Here is a 17,648-nt window from a genome sequence, read left to right as displayed (position 1 = left end):
TTACGCGTCCCCAACGCCGTCGAGGTAGACCATCGGGTCGAAATCATCCGGCAGATCGTCCATCCATTCCTCGGCTTTGGCGAGCTCTTCGACCTCATAGGTCTCAGGCTTCCAGATCTGGAAGGTGTCACCGGCGGCTATGAAGAAGGCCTCATTCTCAAGGTCGATCTTGTTGCGCAGCTTGGCCGGCAAAACCAGACGCCCGGTTTCATCCACATTGGTGGGAAAGGACTGACCATGGAACATACGCTGAAGCATCTTACGCTCCATCGAGCCACGCGGCAGAGCGTCGATCTTATCGTCGACCTCATCAATTGCCTGCATGGTATAGCATTCAAGGTATTTGCGGCGGTGGTCGCCATAGACAATCACAAGCTCAGGATTGTCACCGGGCTGCCAATTGGGGTCAGACGATTCAAGCACACGGCGAAACGAGGCCGGGATCGAGACCCTGCCCTTCGTGTCCACCTTATGGTGGCTTTCACCTCTAAACCTGCGCGCCAAGACGACTGTCCCTTTCGCTTGCGCCCCACTTGAATTTCACGTCCCCCCGGATGAAAAACGGCGGGTTGATCTGCTGCCACTGATCAACCCGCCGCATTGGCCCGCTTTGCGGGATGTCCAGCTGCACGCGCCACCTGGGGGGATGTCTGCTCGCCCGCGCGCCGGATCTCTTGAGTGATGAAAGCGAGATGCCTGTATGAAACCTGATTATTTTTGGTTGGGGTCGTTTGCTGCCCCTGCTGCCTCGTCCTCATCGGATGCATTAGGGATGACATGGGAATTCATGGAAATCAACAGGAATTTTTGAGCACCATCTAATACGGGTTATGAAAACAAGGTGTATTTTGAGCCAATTTCAGAACCAACACACCTCATATCGACACCAAAAGTCATTCGATCACTAGATATGGTGACCTCATGAACCTCCCGCGATCACCCATGATTTCCCAAAAAAAATTTCGAATTCTCAGAATAAATGCCGGCTGAGACCCGTCAGCAACGCAAAAAGCAAAGAATCACACAGAAGGAAACCGCGTGGAATTTGGCCGCTTTGATCTGCTCCCACGAATTCCCAAGCCACGATCTAAGATCGCTTTCCCGTGATCGAGTTGAAACAAAGCGTCCATCAAACGCACAAACTTTCGCAGCTGCGCTCAAACTCCGGGCAAGTCGAATGGTGAGAAGGAATCTTTGCTCGACCAAGACTTAGCGCCCAAGGTCCCGCAAACCCCAAAAAATCATGGGTGATTTCAAACCGCGACTGACAAGGCTCTGATATCCATGCATTTGCTGCATAGCAGCATTGACGTTGCGGGCTATTGTGCAATCGCAGCATTCACTTATTTTCATCCTCAAGCAAACGCTGGCACCGGTCAGCAAGACAAGAATGAACGGAACAACAAGATGGCAATGGCAACAAACACACCGGCACTCAAAGGCACTCACTTTGGCGGTATCACCACATTGGTCGAGGCCGCAAAGACACGTTTTGCCCGCTACCGCCTGTACCGCCAGACGGTAAGTGAGCTGTCGGCGCTGTCGAACCGCGAGCTGGCCGATCTCGGCCTGAGCCGCGCAATGATCCGCGGCCTGGCCCGTCAGGCGGCTGACGACTTCACAGCGCGTTAAGCGCAAACGAATACACGAGATCAGACCCTTCCTCCTCCCTTTAGGGTCTGTAATCAGCGGCGGCGTCTCTCCTCCTCCCTGACGTCGCCGCACCAAATACCGGCCTCGCAACGCTGGACCAAGACACACCGGGCTCTCCTCCTCCCTGCCCGGTGTTGAAAGCGCGCGGTGACGTCTTCCTTCTCCCTGACGTCGCCGCGTCTTCCTCATACCGGGCTCAAACCCGGGTTCAGATACATCGGGGCTCTCCTCCTCCCTGCCTTGATGTAGAAAAGAACGGCGGTTTCCCTTCCTCCTCCCTGGGAAACCGCCGTTTTTGCTTTTCGGGCAAACGGAATAATATCGGCGTAGTTACGATTACTCAGGAGTGAGTCATGGCCGCCTATTTCATCGCCCAGATTTCCATTCATGACCCTGACGGGTATCAGAAGTATCTTGAAGGTTTCATGCCCATCTTTGACCGTCACGGCGGGCGCCTGCTGACCATTTCGTCAAAACCCGTCGAGATCGTCGAAGGCAGTTGGGCCGAAGAAGGTATCGTGCTGATGGAGTTCCCGGACATGGCCGCAGCCCGGGCGTGGAAAGACGACCCAGACTATGTCGAGCTGGCCAAGATCAGACGCAAGACAGCAACGGCTAATCTGGTGCTGGTCGAAGGTCTCTAGCGGTCAGAACGGAACGTCGTCCTTGGCGGTCAGGAACCGAGAAACAACCTTTTTCACCCCCGCCTTATCGAAATCGACCTCGACCTTATCGCCTTCGATACCGGTAACCGCGCCGTAGCCGAATTTCTGGTGAAACACACGCTCACCCAAAGTCAAGCTGGCAATGGCCGTGGCATCAATCACCGTATTCCGACTTTCTTTCGGCTGGGACATCCCATACTGGCCCTGCCGCGCCTGCATCCGCTTCCACCCCGGAGAGTTGTAGACATTCGCCTCAGCCGCGCGGGTTTCGATCGTCGCGGCCGGTTGCCCGCCGCCATACAGCCCCGGAGGCGTCAGAACCTCCACATGATCCTCGGGCAATTCGTCGATGAACCGCGACGGCATCGCGTTCTGCCATTGCCCGAACACCCGTCGATTGGCTGCGAAAGAAATCGTGCAGACCTCCTCAGCGCGGGTAATGCCCACATATGCTAGACGCCGCTCTTCCTCGAGGCCTTTGAGGCCCGATTCGTCCATGGAGCGTTGCGAGGGGAACAAACCGTCCTCCCACCCCGGCAGGAACACGGCAGGAAACTCCAACCCCTTGGCCGCGTGGAGGGTCATGATCGAGACCTTCGCTCCGTCGCTCTCTTGTTCATTGTCCATAACCAAACTGACATGCTCCAAAAACCCTTGCAGGTTCTCAAAATTGTCGAGCTGATTCACCAGTTCCTTGAGGTTTTCCAACCGGCCCGGGGCCTCCGGCGTCTTGTCGTTTTGCCAATGCCCGGTATAGCCGGACTCGTCCAAGATGATCTGCGCCAGCTCGATATGCGTGTGTTCAGGCGCGCCGTAGCGAATAGGCGACACCCCGTCGTCAACGACCGAGTCGTCATCGACCTCGATCCGAGGCCCGCGCGTCAGCGCATTCCACCTCGCCAGCCCGTCGATCAATTCACGTAGCGCCTTACCGCCCTTACCCTTGATCAACTGGCTCTCAACTGCGATCCGCGCCCCTTCGACCAGAGACACCCCGTTTTGGCGCGCAACAACCTGAATCGTCTGCTGCGCCTTGTCACCAAGACCACGTTTGGGAGTGTTCACGATCCGCTCGAACGCCAGATCGTCCTCAGGGCTGACCACCAGCCGGAAATAGGCCATGGCATCGCGAATCTCCATCCGCTCATAAAAACGAGGGCCGCCAATCACCTTGTAAGGCAGACCAATCGTCAGAAACCGATCCTCAAACGCGCGCATCTGGTGTGAGGCGCGAACCAGTATAGCGATCTGGTCGAGGTTCATCGGACGCACACCTCGCGTGCCGCCCTGCATCGCGTCGATCTCTTCCCCGATCCAGCGCGCCTCTTCCTCACCATCCCAATGGCCGATCAGCCGAACCTTTTCCCCGTCCTCGGCATCGGTCCAAAGCTCCTTGCCCAGACGGCCTTCATTGCCACGGATCACATTCGACGCAGCCGCCAGAATATGTGGGGTCGAGCGGTAGTTCTGTTCCAACCGCACTACGAAGGCGCCGGGAAAGTCCTTTTCGAACCGCAGGATGTTGCCTACCTCGGCACCGCGCCAACCATAGATCGACTGGTCGTCATCGCCCACGCAACAGATGTTCTTATGCCCTCCGGCCAGCAGACGCAGCCAGAGGTACTGAGCGACGTTGGTATCCTGATACTCATCCACAAGGATGTAGCGGAACCAGCGCTGATATTGCTCCAACACGTCCTGATGGGTTTGGAAAATCGTGACCATGTGCAGCAGCAGGTCACCGAAATCCACCGCATTCAACTCGCGCAGGCGGGTCTGGTACTGGGCGTATAGCTCGATGCCCTTATTATTGTATGCCACCGCATCTATTGCGGGCACTTTATCAGGCGTAAGAGCGCGGTTCTTCCAATCATCAATGATCCCCGCCAGCATCCGGGGAGGCCAGCGCTTCTCGTCAATATTATTGACCTTTAGCAACTGCTTAATCAATCGAACTTGATCATCTGAATCCAGAATCGTGAAATTCGATTTTAGACCGACTAACTCTGCGTGCCTACGCAACAACTTAGCGCTGATTGAATGAAAGGTACCCATCCACCTTAGCGGTTCCTTAACGTAGTAAGGGGTAACTTCAAGCCGATCCTTCATCTCTCTAGCGGCTTTGTTTGTAAAAGTTACCGCGAGAATCTCGTTGGATTTAACGCCGTGTCTTTGTACGAGATGCGCGACACGGGCCATCAACGTCTTTGTTTTCCCCGTGCCTGCGCCAGCCAATATCAGCAGCGGACCATCAACTTGTTCAGCCGCTTCTCGCTGCGAGGGGTTAAGGTCTTCAAGATACAAACCTTCATTTTGCCCAAAGCGAGCCATCGCCCTCTGGGACAGCGATGCGCCCTCAAAGGCGTCCATTTCGTCAAAACTGCTCATATCGGTAAACTACGCTGGATGGGTCAAAAGGAAAAGGGTTTGTTCACGGCTTGTTCGCGCGAATTTTCCTTCGGGGTCATACAAATCTTAATCGTTTTCACGCCCCCACATGCAACGAAGTTTACACTCTGTCAAAACCTCTTGCCGATGCTCCTCCGCACTTTGTGGGAGAACGCGGGTATGGAACAGACGGCAAAAGCACGCCTTATGGGCAAGCTAAAGGTCTTTGTCAGCTCGGCAACGCTGGTCGCTCTGACAGCTTTGGCTGGTTGGGGGATATATACTCTGCCCGCACCGCTTGTAGACCGCATGCTGGAATCGGATCTGCGCCATCACGCCGTACGCCTTGAAAGGAAAGTGGAAAGCCAGCTTTTTGACGTCAAGACCAGCTTCGAACGGCATATCCTCAGCCAACATGATGAGGCTTTTCTAAGCTTGCTGCCTGAAACCTCGGATATCTACCGCTTCAAACTGTTCGATTCCTCGGGTGAGGTGTTCTGGTCCACGCGGGACGGCGATGTCGGTTCGGTGAATACCAAACCGTATTTCAAGGACGTGGTGGCCATGGGCAACCTGTTCTACAAGCATGAGGAAAAGCCCATCGCCGAGGTGGACTCGCTGAACGCCGACCAGTTGGAGAATCTGGACAGCAACACCCGCCACGTAGCCGAAATTTATACGCCTGTGATTCAGAGCGGCAAGTTCCTCGGCGCTATTGAGTTCTATTCTGACATCACGGATGTGAGGAACCTGTTCATTGATCGGGTTCAAATGTCGCTGATCGCGATCAGTGCTGTGGTCCTGCTGGCGTTGTCGGCTGTAATCCTGATCGTGCACAGCAACAATCGCAGGCAGTTGGGCGTGCTACGCGTGCGTGCGCAAAAAGAACGAGAGTTGATGGACGACCAACTGCGCCTCGCACGCGAGGTCCGACTGCTAGGCGAGTTGAATGAATGGCTGCAGTCCAGCCGCTCGCTGGATGAACTGTTTGACATGGTCTCACGTTTCATGACCCACATCCTGCCCGAGGCTGAGGGCAGTGTTTATGTCTATTCCAACTCGCGCGATGTTCTGGACGGATGTGCCAGTTGGAACGGTGGCACCCATAAGGCGCATATCCACCCCGAGGGCTGCTGGGGCTTGCGCCGTGGACGGACCTATGAATTCGGTGCCTCCGAGATTGATTTTGTCTGCGAGCATGCCGAGCCCCATGACGGTCGGGCCTATTTCTGCTTTCCGATTCTCGCGCATGGCGAAACGGTCGGTCTGTTGCACCTGCGCGCGCATGAAGGAAAGTGTGAGGCCTTTCACGCCAGCAAGAAACTGGCGCAGCTCTGCGCGGAACAGATCAGCATGGCGATTGCCAATGTGCGAATGCGTGATCAGTTACACGACCAGTCCGTGCGCGATCCTCTGACAGGATTGTTCAATCGACGCCACATGACTGATAGCCTCCGCCGGGGAATCAGCCGCAGCCAGCAAACCGGAGCACCGCTCAGCCTGATCGCAGTGGACGTGGATCATTTCAAGAAATTCAACGACACACATGGGCATGACGCGGGTGATATGGTTCTGCGCGCCGTGGGCGCCGCCTTGGAACAAGGGTGCGACCGCGATGAGATCGCCTGCCGCATCGGTGGCGAGGAGTTCATGCTGGTTCTCCCCGACAACACGCCAGATGATGCGGTGACACGGGCTGAAACCCTGCGCCAAGCGGTCGAGGCCGTGTCGGTTAGATATGGTGACAAGTCCCTGCCTCGGATCACGATCTCGGTCGGAGTAGCGCATTACCCTGCACATGGGACAATGCCGCAAGACCTGATGCGAGCGGCTGATGACGCCCTCTATTCAGCCAAGGACAACGGCCGAAATCAGGTTCGCGTTGCAAGTGGTCATACCGACTCGGCGGCTGAATGTCCGGGGCCAAAATCGCTCAAACAGAAGCCTGATGCGGCGTGATCCTCTTGCCGAATCGCAGCGCAGGTTGGATCAAACGCCATGGACCTGCACAGCACCTATCCCGGCATCGCCGACCTGAAACGCCGCGCCCGACGACGGCTTCCGCATTTTGTTTGGGAGTATACCGAAAGCGGAACAGGGACCGAAACGGCCATGCTTCGAAACCGAACGGCATTGGACTCGGTGCGGCTACTCCCCGCGATTCTAAAAGGTGAACTGGAATACGACACCAGCAAGCGCTTTCTGGGGCAGGACTGCCCACTTCCTTTCGGAATCGCGCCGATCGGCATGTCGGGTCTGATCTGGCCGGACGCAGAGGGCATTTTGGCGCGTGCGGCGGCGCAGGCCTCTCTGCCCTACACATTGTCAACGGTAGCCAGCCAATCCCCGGAGGATCTGGCCCCTCATCTGGGTAAAAACGCCTGGTTCCAGCTTTACCCGCCTAGGGACCCCGAGATTCGAGCAGATTTTCTGGCCCGCGCCCGACAGGCTGGATTTAAAACGTTAGTCCTGACGGCAGATGTTCCTTTCGCGTCCCGCAGAGAGCGTCAGACACGTTCAGGGCTGACCCATCCGCCAAGGCTGACGCCGAGATTGTTGGCCCAAGTCGCGCGGCGCCCCGCTTGGGCGTTTGGGATGCTGCGACAGGGCATGCCCAAAATGCGCACGTTGGACAAGTACATCGACAACACAATATCGATGCCGCTCACGGCCCATGTCGGATACTTGCTGCGCACGTCACCGGACATGGAATACGTCAAACGGTTGCGCGATCAGTGGGATGGGCCCTTCGTAATCAAGGGAATCATGTGCCCAGACGATGCCGAAATGCTTGAGGAAGCCGGGGTGGACGCGCTTTGGGTCTCGAACCACGGAGGCCGTCAATTTGACGGTGCCCCCGCCAGCATCGAAGTTCTACCGGAGATTCGCAGCGCCACCGGACTGCCTCTGATCTTCGACAGCGGCGTCGAAGGCGGGTTGGACATCCTTCGCGCTTTGTCCAAGGGGGCCGATTTCGTCATGCTTGGACGGGCCTTTTTGTATGGCCTGGCGGCACTTGGCCCCAAAGGGCCAGCTCATGTGATTGATCTGTTACGGCAGGATATGCTCGCAAATATGGGACAGATGGGCCTTGCCGACCTGACCCAAATCAAGACGATTCATCACGAAGATTGATGCTGCGGCGCAGCAACGCTACAAGAAACGCGCGAACAATGGCCGTTTGCGAGCGTTAACATGCCGGTTATACCCAGAACCACTGATACACCTGCGCGTATTCTCCGCCTATGAACACGGCCGAAACACCAAGACCGGGACCCAAAATGACCGATTTCAAGAAGATCCTGATCGCCAATCGCGGCGAGATTGCCATTCGCGTGATGCGCGCAGCCAACGAGATGGGTAAACGCACCGTTGCGGTCTTTGCCGAAGAAGACAAGTTAGGCCTGCACCGCTTCAAGGCGGACGAAGCCTACCGAATTGGCGAAGGTCTTGGCCCTGTCGCGGCATATCTGTCGATTGACGAGATCATCCGCGTTGCCAAGGAATCGGGTGCGGACGCTATCCACCCTGGTTACGGTCTGCTATCCGAGAACCCGGACTTCGTGGATGCCTGTGTTCAGAACGGCATCACGTTCATCGGCCCTAAGGCCGAAACCATGCGCGCCCTAGGCGACAAGGCCAGTGCCCGCAAGGTTGCCATCGCCGCCGACGTGCCGGTTATTCCCGCCACCGAAGTTCTGGGCGATGACATGGCCGCGATCAAGAAAGAGGCGGTCGAGATCGGCTACCCTTTGATGTTAAAGGCCAGCTGGGGCGGCGGTGGACGCGGCATGCGCCCGATTCTGTCCGAGGATGAGCTGGAAGAGAAAGTTCTGGAAGGCCGCCGCGAAGCCGAGGCCGCATTTGGCAATGGCGAAGGCTATCTGGAAAAGATGATCACCCGTGCCCGTCACGTCGAGGTTCAGATCCTTGGTGACAAGCATGGTGAGATCTACCACCTGTATGAACGTGACTGCTCGGTCCAGCGCCGGAACCAGAAGGTCGTTGAGCGCGCCCCTGCCCCCTATCTGACCGAAGAACAACGCGCCGAGATTTGTGAACTGGGCCGCCGTATCTGCGCCCATGTGAACTATGAATGCGCAGGCACCGTCGAATTCCTGATGGATATGAACACCGGCAAGTTCTACTTCATCGAAGTGAACCCTCGCGTTCAGGTGGAACACACCGTCACCGAAGAGGTCACCGGCATCGACATCGTGCAGGCTCAGATCCTGATCGCCGAGGGCAAGACGCTGGCCGAGGCCACTGGCAAAGCCAATCAGGATGAGATCCGCCTGAATGGCCACGCACTGCAGACCCGTGTGACCACCGAAGACCCGCTGAACAACTTCATCCCGGACTATGGCCGCATCACCGCCTATCGCTCGGCCACAGGTATGGGCATCCGTCTGGACGGCGGCACCGCTTATGCGGGCGGCGTAATCACGCGCTACTATGACTCGCTGCTGACGAAGGTCACCGCTTGGGCACCGACGCCCGAAAAGGCGATTGCCCGGATGGACCGCGCCCTGCGTGAATTCCGCGTGCGCGGCGTCTCTACCAACATCGCATTTGTGGAAAACCTGCTGAAGCACCCGACCTTCCTGTCGAACGAATACACCACCAAGTTCATCGACGAGACGGCAGACCTGTTCGCCTTCAAAAAGCGCCGTGACCGGGGTACCAAGGTTCTGACCTATATCGCGGACATCACCGTCAACGGCCATCCCGAAACCAAGGATCGCCCCGAGCCGCGTGCTGATTTGAAAGAAGCAAAAGCCCCCGCTCAGAAAGCCGAACCCCAGATGGGTACGCGCAACCTGTTGGAGCAAAAGGGGCCTCAGGCCGTGGCCGACTGGATGAAAGCCCAGCGTCAGCTGCTGATCACTGACACCACCATGCGGGATGGTCACCAGTCGTTGCTGGCGACACGGATGCGCTCGATCGATATGATCAAAGTCGCGCCCAGCTATGCCGCGAACCTGCCGCAGCTGTTTTCGGTGGAATGCTGGGGTGGCGCGACATTCGACGTCGCTTACCGCTTCCTTCAGGAATGCCCCTGGCAGCGTCTGCGCGACCTGCGCGAGGGGATGCCGAACCTGATGACCCAGATGCTGCTGCGCGGCGCGAACGGAGTTGGCTATACCAACTACCCTGACAATGTGGTGCAGGAGTTCGTGCGCCAGGCCTCGCAAGGGATCGACGTGTTCCGCGTGTTCGACTCGCTCAACTGGGTTGAAAACATGCGCGTGGCGATGGATGCGGTCGTTGAAAGCGGCAAGATCTGTGAAGGCACCGTTTGCTATACTGGCGATATTCTGGACCCGGATCGCTCGAAATACGATCTGAAATACTATGTCGGCATGGCGAAAGAGCTTCGCGATGCAGGGGCGCATATTCTTGGCCTGAAAGACATGGCAGGTCTGTTGAAGCCGGCCTCGGCCAAGATCCTGATCCGCGCGCTGAAGGAAGAGGTCGGCCTGCCGATCCACTTCCACACGCATGACACCGCAGGCATCGCCAGCGCCACCATTCTGGCGGCGTCCGAGGCGGGCGTCGACGCGGTAGATTGCGCGATGGACAGCTTCTCGGGCAACACGTCTCAGGCCACGCTGGGCACTGTGGTCGAAGCGCTGCGCCATACCGAGCGGGACACCGGCCTCGACATCAAATCGATCCGTGAGATCAGCGATTACTTCGAGGCTGTGCGTGGCCAGTACGCGGCCTTTGAATCCAGCCTGCAGGCTCCGGCCTCTGAGGTGTATCTGCACGAGATGCCCGGCGGCCAGTTTACCAACCTCAAGGCGCAAGCGCGTTCTCTGGGGCTGGAAGAGCGCTGGCACGAGGTCGCGCAGACCTATGCTGACGTGAACCAGATGTTCGGTGACATCGTGAAGGTGACTCCGTCGTCCAAGGTTGTCGGTGACATGGCGCTGATGATGGTCAGCCAGGGCCTGACACGCGAAGAAGTGGAAAGCCCAACAACCGATGTGGCCTTCCCCGACTCGGTCGTGGACATGATGCGCGGCAACCTGGGCCAGCCTCCGGGCGGCTTTCCGCCTGCGATCCTTCAGAAGGTCCTCAAGGATGAGGCCCCCAATACCGAGCGCCCGGGCAAGAACGTACCCGCCGTCGATCTCGAGGCCACCCGCGCCGACCTGTCCAAGCAGCTGGACGGCAAAGAGGTCGATGACGAGGATCTGAACGGCTACCTGATGTATCCGAAGGTGTTCCTTGACTACATGGGTCGTCACCGCACCTATGGTCCGGTGCGCACCCTGCCGACCCGTACCTTCTTCTACGGCATGGAGCCGGGCGAAGAGATTACGGCTGAGATCGATCCGGGCAAGACGCTGGAAATCCGCTGTCAGGCGATCGGTGAGACCGACGAGAAAGGCGAGGTCAAAGTGTTCTTCGAACTCAACGGCCAGCCCCGCGTCATTCGAGTGCCCAACCGTCTTGTAACAGCCACCACGCAGGCCCGCCCGAAGGCCGAAGTCGGAAATATCAACCACATCGGCGCGCCGATGCCGGGTGTTGTGGCTACTGTTGCGGTCACCGCTGGCCAAGAAGTCAAGGAAGGCGATCTCCTGCTGACAATCGAGGCGATGAAGATGGAAACCGGCATCCACGCCGAACGCGACGCGGTGGTCGCTACCGTCCATGTACAGCCCGGCGGCCAAATTGACGCAAAGGACCTGCTGGTCGAACTGGAATAACCAGTTTAGTTTTCGAAAGCACAAGGGCCGCTCGGGGAACCGGGCGGCCTTTTTCTACTCAGGAGGAACACGATGCTGTCCATCACCCCAATCTACGCCTCGTTGCTGGCGATCCTTTACATTGTTCTGAGCTTCCTGGTCATCAGCCAGCGCCGCAGTGACAAGGTCTCCTATGGCGATGGTGGCAAGCCGGACATGCTCAAGGTGATCCGGACGCACTCCAACTTCATCGAATACACGCCCTTTGCCCTTCTGCTGATCACCATGGTCGAGCTTCAGGGTGCCGGAGCGCTGATGCTGAACCTGTTGGGCCTCTGCCTGCTGGGCGGTCGCTTGTCGCACGCCTACGGCTTTGGCCGCAGCCCGCAGATCGTGATTCTGCGCCAGATCGGGATGGTCCTGACCTTCACAGCTATCCTCGTTGCGGCAATTGCGAACCTCGTGTTGGCGCTTTGAGCCAAGCATCCGTTTTTTGGCGAACGCCTATATTTTTCGGCCCAGTGCGATCAAGCGACGACGGAAGGATGACAACGGTTCCATTGGCTGCCTCCAGTAAAAATCGGAGTGTATGAATAACGTTGCAAACTGGATGAATTAGCGGGTTGCGGGCCTAAAAATTTTGCCCTATACGCCTGCTCATCCAGTTGGCCGTTGCCCAGGGAACATAGACCAAAATGTTCAAGGTGACGCTTTAACTTTTATAACTTAGCCTTTCGTGGCTTGATCTGAACGAGAAAAAGATCTGGCTCTGCACCAAAGGATCGAGTTGAAAAAGTGCCCCTATAGCTCAGCTGGTAGAGCAACTGATTTGTAATCAGTAGGTCCGCGGTTCGAGTCCGTGTGGGGGCACCATAACCTAATGTTTTCAAGGGGTTTTTCGGGTTCATGCAACTGGAAGTGGAGCCTTTTGATATGGATTTACGGTTAACCAAAGGCCTCTTTAAGAGGGGAAAAGGTTACGCCGTTAGAGTCGCAGTTCCGACCGAATACCAACTGATTCTCGGTAAGAAAGAGATAGTCAGAGGACTTGGAACACAGGACTTGGCGGAGGCCTTGGTGCTTCATAAGGAAGCCATCGCCAAAATAGTGTCGTCTATAAGTGAGGGGGACGTCACCCCTACCGTTGGCGAAACAAACAAACGACGGCCTGCAAAACAAGGGGCAACCATCAGCGAAACAGCGCACCGGTGGTTGGCTGGGGCCGATGGAATCAAGAACGCAACGAAGGCAAGGTATCGGCAACACCTTGAGACCCTTGAGGTCTACACCGGGAACGTTGAGGTGACGCAGATCAACCGAGAGCTTGCTCTGAGGTTCATGGAGCATCTCAAAAGAACGCCTTCCGAGAGGACCGGAGAACTTCTCTCGGCGCGTTCATTACAGTCCTACCAATGCTGCCTAGCGTCCTACTGGCGTGTCTTGGATCACTGGGGTTTGGTTGATCCCGATGTTCGCAATCCCTTTTCGTCGCTTCTGCGACGTGTGGCGGGGCAGAAAAAGAAGGATGTGTTAGGGCGTGAAACCTTGTTGGAGATTGATCCGGATAAGGTATGTGTTGCCGCGTAGCTAAACGTATGGTTTGCGGAAACTGTCTGCGGATCCCCGGATTTCGGATTTGAGCACCGGCACAATGGCTACCAAGCTCTATAGGCGGAGATACAGGCGATAAGCCGAAGGCTCTGCTTCGCTGGTTCGAATTTCGTTCGGAGAACTAGCTACCATTATCGCTTTGAGCGCCATCTTGTTCATTCAAAAAATGATCGCACACGTGATCCATCAGGCGCTTACGAACTATGAGATCTTCCAGGCGGTTGTCTCTTCTTGTGATCGCGATAAATGGACCAGGCTCACTCAATATCGTTCCGACCTTTTCGCGTTCAGACAAACCCCTTAACTCCGACTTGCGAATTGAGGACGTATCAAGATCATCGCCAAGAAGACTTTCCAATCGATCACCATTTAACCAACTGGCATGTTCGACCATGACGGGAGGATCGTCTGGGTCTGAAACTAGTACCCCATCTTCGTCCTCAAAGTCCTCCGGAGAGAATACGGTTCCGCCAGAGAGTGGCGGGTTAACCACAAGGTTGGCTATCCCCTGTTGCTTCTGAAGAAGAGTCAAATAGTTGCTTAGGACCTGTTGTGCGGCAAAGACTTCAAGCAAGCTTTTCTCTGGAATCGTTGTCATGGCTCTGCGGTAAGCCTCTTCAAGCCAGGGAAGTTTAGCTCCTAGGTTTCGATATACTGCACCTGCATCTGCGACGCCCACAAAGCTGCGTCGCGCATCAGTCACAGATTCTAAAAACACGATCGCCCTGATCCCGCGCAATTCTGCCATCAAGACCGATAAAATGAACAATCGTGAGTCCAGCCATTCGTTTCCTCGCCCAAGGTCGACAACGGCGTAGTCTGCCTTGTCAGAGGCCTCCAATTGCTCGCGGAACATTGCCGAAGTAGAGTCAATAACATGGGCGGCAGTGCCGCTTTTTCTGTAGTCCATTCTATTGTCTGAGTACTGTATTTTCGCTTCTTGGGCCTTAGATTCCGAAAGCTCCAGGGCGAAGCTTCCAAAAGATACCCTTGTGACATTGGGAAGCGTACGTTTTGCAATTGATGAAATCTGATCTCTGTAGGCCAACAACAATATGAGGGCGACCACCGGCCAAGCTATTGTCGAAACGAAATTCACGAGATCGAATTGCGAACCATTTGATGCTGCGCTCGCTGTATCCGCCGACTTGCCGATCACACAATGACAAAGCGGCAGAAGATGTGAAGTAGAAATATCCGCCATCAATCATCCTCACAAATAACGTAAGCATACCTCAAATCGGAACTTTTCCAAACCAAGGACACAACCGATGATGCTCACGACGATCCAGGAGCGTTGGTATCTGGTTGGCACGGCAACTCGCGTCATGAGCGTTAATACGGTTACCAATAGACCAAGCTGAGTGAACAGATACTGCGACGCGATGCTTACTCCGCTGTATTTGAGTTCTTACCGCGGCGGGTCATTGGGTTCTTTATGAGCTCTCGGGTGTCAGTATGAAATCGCGTGAAAGTAGAAATTTAGGGCATTTTGTGTTAACGTCTGGACATATTTTCAATGAACTTTTTGGAGAAAAACTATGAGCAAAGGGAAAAGCCTGAGCATTAATGAGGCACGCAATTTAGTCGAAGCTGCAGCTGGCGTAACAATATTTGGCCAACGAATTAAAGAGGGGTCATCAAACAAACGTAGCAGCCTCGGCCGAGGTTTATGGGAGACTCATTTCCCGATCTTGTGGTGTTTTTGTGTGCAAGACTCGCCCAACAACCCGTGCCCATGCACTGGGCCAATAGTCTGGATCCCGCACAATTCAGTGGTCAAATCAGAGCAATCCAAGTTTCGCAGCGAGGCTGACGAAACTATTGATCAAATTGTGGTCCACAGAAATACAATGATCGTTGTCGAAGGAGACTCGCGAGTTTCCATTGAGCACTTTTTGCAGAATCCCCGTGGTGGTGGCGATTGCGGGTGTGGCAAAAAACAATATTCAGATGTCCAAGATGTATTGTCGGCTGGAAGAAAGGCGCTCGATCAACTCCGACGTGTTGACGAAATACTGTATCAACGAGCCAAGCAATCAGCCAATCAAGCAAATATTGACGTTCACCGAATTGTAACTTCGCCTTGGATATCCCAAGGACGCCAAATTGCCGAGAATGCTCTCTGCCATCTTGCAATCGAAGCCCAGTCTGGAAACGTTCCGAGCGTGGATGGCATGTTGAATAATATTCAACGACAAAGCGAGGCTTTGAGTCGATTGGAAGATAGGCTGCTCGGCAGCCAGCCACAAACGCAAGCCAGTGACGATTGCGCATCTGAAGCAGGGTGGGCTGGTGCTAGTATCGCATTTGGGATCGGGGCATGCGCAGCAAGCTTGGGGTTTGGGTGCTTTGCCAGCGCGGTTTTTGCAGTGAAGGCACTGGACGACGCCACTGAGGCCTGTCAGTGATTAAGTTGGTCAACGACATTTTGAGTGACTTATCAAATTGATTGACTTGTCGGAGCACTATGGAAAATCCACAGTAACTTCGACAGGTCCAGTTAGAGTGTTGTACCGAGAAAGCTGATGACCCAACGGTCGTAAGTCGGGCGGTGGGCGACGCCGCAAATCTCAACTGCGGATAAGTCAGTCATAGGCCAGTTCCTCTTGATCGATAATCACGAGATCAGGATCGCACGAAACCAGACACAGTAAGATGCACGCCTGTTTAACTCATTCAAAGCCAGCGAGCAGACAAGGTACTTTGTTCGATGGCCAGACGTCCACTGAGAGGTGTACCATTAGAGAACATTCTGTTGACCTGCCCGAAGAACAAATGGTTTGTCGGGGGAAAGAGTCCGAAGGTCAGTTCAGATGGCGTCGAAATGGGTAGGTATCAACCTGGCCCCTATGCCAAAGGTTCAAGGCTTCAAGGCCGTGGCGGTCGTATTCATTGGTTACCCAACACGACACGGGGAACAAACGACTACAAGAACGCCACCCACCTGATTTACCTCTACAACCAGTACATCAATTCAAACATCTTGAGTTTTCTCGGGGCTGGATCAGTCAGCCAAGACGACTACGCACTCACAGAATTGATCCAGTGGGTTTGGCGGTCTCGGATCAGGGACAAGAAACCTATCACGCTGTACCTGCCCAGCCGCAGGATGCGAAACCTCTTTCTGAGTTGGCTTTGGGAAGACAAGATTCCAACCCAAATTCTCGACTCTGTAAATCAGTGAGGCAATTCCGGACCTCATCCACATTCAACTAAGACATTTAGAAAATTGGAAATTACCTATGGAGTATGTCTCAAAATACGCGACCATCATCCCATTGCTGGTTGAATATTTTTCGCTGGCGAAAGCCGGTCCCTATCATCCGCTTCAAGTCCGCAATGACCTGAACCTGTCCCAGAACTTCTGGCGTGTCGCAATGAAGTCCTTTGTGTACCCTGAGGGTAGCGAGGGACGCAAAGCCTTAGCCTCTGTCGGGGTCGTTGTGATCCCAGAAGCCTTGCAACGCCTCAGAAGCGGTAAAGTCAGGGTTAACTCGCTGTTGCTCAAGGACGGTACCGGGAGTGGCTAAGCTGCCTTTGTCTACCATCCCGGCAGGAAGAGGTAGCGCAGCTTCACGCGAGGCACTCAGGCAACGGCGTGTTGCTCAAGAACGTGCAAACAAGGATCGAAAGTGTTCAGTCGTAGGATGCAAAAACAAACGCCACAACTTGTCCAGTTATTGCCGGGGTCACTATCAGCGAAATCGTAGATACGGTCATCCAACGGGACGCTTGCCGACCCAAGGTGAACTCAGGGTCATCGAAAACGCTATCAAAGATTGGCTCGAAGACGACTACCTCTCAACCGACTTTGCTAAACGATCCTTTAAGTCCTCTTGGGGTTCAGCCCAGCGCACAATTACCCACAGCCCTTCATATGCTTTGCCATTCTTTCGGCTTGAGGGGGACATGGGCTACACCCAAATGCAACACCAAATGTCGCAATGAAAGCTGTGTAAAACTCCAAAGGAGTTGAGAAAACAAGGTGCTGAACAGCCTCAAACATAGGTGATTCCTTAATTTCTCTGTCGAGTGCGAAAGCTTCCATTATGTGTTGTGATCTAAATATGTGCTTTCAACCACCGGGAGCGATCTGCCTATAGTTAGGCCTAAAAGCTGGCTTCATTATCTCGCGTCTGGTTACTTCGTCTGGGTAAATTGGAAGGAAAGGCGAGTAACACTCTCAGTGGCGTCTTCGCGGCGCCTCAATTCCGCGCTTGAAGCTTTAGGATAGCTTGCGAGCGCTCGGCTTCCGTTTCCCAATCTGCAATCGAAGCTACAGGAACCAACATTAAGCCAGACACTTGGCCCAGCTGCTTCCCGCGTAGAATCTCTGCTTCTTCTTGTGCGACCATGAGCTTGAAAAGACGGTCAAACGCTTTGACCGCATGCTCGGACTCCGCCTTCGTAACGTCAGCTTGGGCCATATAGTCTTCGAACGCTGTTTTTAGCTGCTCCAGCGTATTGCACTCACTGAACCGAACAGGACGAATACGCTTAGACTTTTCGTTGAATAGAGTGCGGGCAGCATCGGCGTCGCCACCTTGCGCCCGTAGTAACAACGCGTCGTTAACTCTGGCTTCTTGTTCGGGCGTCACTGCAACTGTCTCCTTTATTTTTTTGGGTCATT

At 55.0% G+C, this 17,648-nt stretch carries 14 protein-coding genes and 1 tRNA gene; 11 read left to right on the top strand and 4 right to left on the bottom strand.

Going from position 1 to position 17,648, the window contains the following annotated elements:
• Positions 1-504, bottom strand: coding sequence for a division/cell wall cluster transcriptional repressor MraZ (gene mraZ, locus ACR3FB_RS04920; RefSeq protein ID WP_170460901.1), 504 nt, complete (start codon positions 502-504; stop codon positions 1-3).
• A 903-nt stretch (positions 505-1,407) separates the two neighbouring features.
• Here mraZ and ACR3FB_RS04915 point away from each other — a divergent pair.
• Entirely contained in the window at positions 1,408-1,632 is a 225-nt protein-coding gene (locus ACR3FB_RS04915) for a DUF1127 domain-containing protein (RefSeq protein WP_170691847.1), read from the top strand.
• A gap of 374 nt (positions 1,633-2,006) precedes the next feature.
• Positions 2,007-2,297, top strand: coding sequence for a DUF1330 domain-containing protein (locus ACR3FB_RS04910; RefSeq protein ID WP_480564626.1), 291 nt, complete (start codon positions 2,007-2,009; stop codon positions 2,295-2,297).
• Positions 2,298-2,300: 3 nt separating this feature from the next.
• On the opposite strand, the gene ACR3FB_RS04905 is transcribed toward ACR3FB_RS04910, so the two are convergent.
• Positions 2,301-4,706: an ATP-dependent helicase gene (locus ACR3FB_RS04905; protein ID WP_480564623.1), complete on the bottom strand. Its 2,406-nt coding sequence runs from the start codon at positions 4,704-4,706 to the stop codon at positions 2,301-2,303.
• 180 nt (positions 4,707-4,886) lie between these two features.
• Here ACR3FB_RS04905 and ACR3FB_RS04900 point away from each other — a divergent pair, with 180 nt between their 5' ends.
• From ACR3FB_RS04900 to ACR3FB_RS04875, 6 genes are all read left to right on the top strand, one after another.
• The gene (locus ACR3FB_RS04900; RefSeq protein ID WP_480564620.1) at positions 4,887-6,665 is read left to right on the top strand and encodes a sensor domain-containing diguanylate cyclase; all 1,779 of its coding nucleotides are present in this window, start codon (positions 4,887-4,889) and stop codon (positions 6,663-6,665) included.
• 39 nt (positions 6,666-6,704) lie between these two features.
• Positions 6,705-7,841: an alpha-hydroxy acid oxidase gene (locus ACR3FB_RS04895; protein ID WP_425084952.1), complete on the top strand. Its 1,137-nt coding sequence runs from the start codon at positions 6,705-6,707 to the stop codon at positions 7,839-7,841.
• 146 nt (positions 7,842-7,987) lie between these two features.
• Positions 7,988-11,425: a pyruvate carboxylase gene (locus tag ACR3FB_RS04890; RefSeq protein WP_480564617.1), complete on the top strand. Its 3,438-nt coding sequence runs from the start codon at positions 7,988-7,990 to the stop codon at positions 11,423-11,425.
• 72 nt (positions 11,426-11,497) lie between these two features.
• Positions 11,498-11,881, top strand: a complete 384-nt coding sequence (locus ACR3FB_RS04885) for an MAPEG family protein (RefSeq protein WP_170554180.1) — start codon at positions 11,498-11,500, stop codon at positions 11,879-11,881.
• Between the two features lie 320 nt (positions 11,882-12,201).
• A tRNA-Thr gene (locus tag ACR3FB_RS04880) sits at positions 12,202-12,277 on the top strand.
• A gap of 33 nt (positions 12,278-12,310) precedes the next feature.
• Positions 12,311-12,991, top strand: a complete 681-nt coding sequence (locus ACR3FB_RS04875) for a DUF6538 domain-containing protein (protein WP_425084949.1) — start codon at positions 12,311-12,313, stop codon at positions 12,989-12,991.
• Between the two features lie 145 nt (positions 12,992-13,136).
• On the opposite strand, the gene ACR3FB_RS04870 is transcribed toward ACR3FB_RS04875, so the two are convergent.
• Entirely contained in the window at positions 13,137-14,219 is a 1,083-nt protein-coding gene (locus ACR3FB_RS04870) for a hypothetical protein (protein WP_480564614.1), read from the bottom strand.
• Positions 14,220-14,556: 337 nt separating this feature from the next.
• Here ACR3FB_RS04870 and ACR3FB_RS04865 point away from each other — a divergent pair, with 337 nt between their 5' ends.
• The 3 genes from ACR3FB_RS04865 to ACR3FB_RS04855 all read left to right on the top strand — a co-directional run bounded on the left by ACR3FB_RS04865 (position 14,557) and on the right by ACR3FB_RS04855 (position 16,548).
• A complete protein-coding gene (locus ACR3FB_RS04865) occupies positions 14,557-15,426 on the top strand; it encodes a hypothetical protein (RefSeq protein WP_480564611.1) in 870 nt (289 codons plus the stop codon).
• A 302-nt stretch (positions 15,427-15,728) separates the two neighbouring features.
• On the top strand, positions 15,729-16,202 hold the full coding sequence (locus ACR3FB_RS04860; RefSeq protein ID WP_480564608.1) for a hypothetical protein: 474 nt from the start codon (positions 15,729-15,731) through the stop codon (positions 16,200-16,202).
• A 58-nt stretch (positions 16,203-16,260) separates the two neighbouring features.
• Entirely contained in the window at positions 16,261-16,548 is a 288-nt protein-coding gene (locus tag ACR3FB_RS04855; RefSeq protein ID WP_425084945.1) for a hypothetical protein, read from the top strand.
• A 675-nt stretch (positions 16,549-17,223) separates the two neighbouring features.
• On the opposite strand, the gene ACR3FB_RS04850 is transcribed toward ACR3FB_RS04855, so the two are convergent.
• Positions 17,224-17,616, bottom strand: a complete 393-nt coding sequence (locus tag ACR3FB_RS04850) for a hypothetical protein (protein WP_480564605.1) — start codon at positions 17,614-17,616, stop codon at positions 17,224-17,226.
• Between the last annotated feature and the right edge of the window lie 32 nt (positions 17,617-17,648).

Source organism: Ruegeria sp. AO1 (assembly GCF_056535985.1).
Note: the sequence above shows the minus strand (reverse complement) of the source record. Positions and strands in the feature narration are given on the sequence as shown.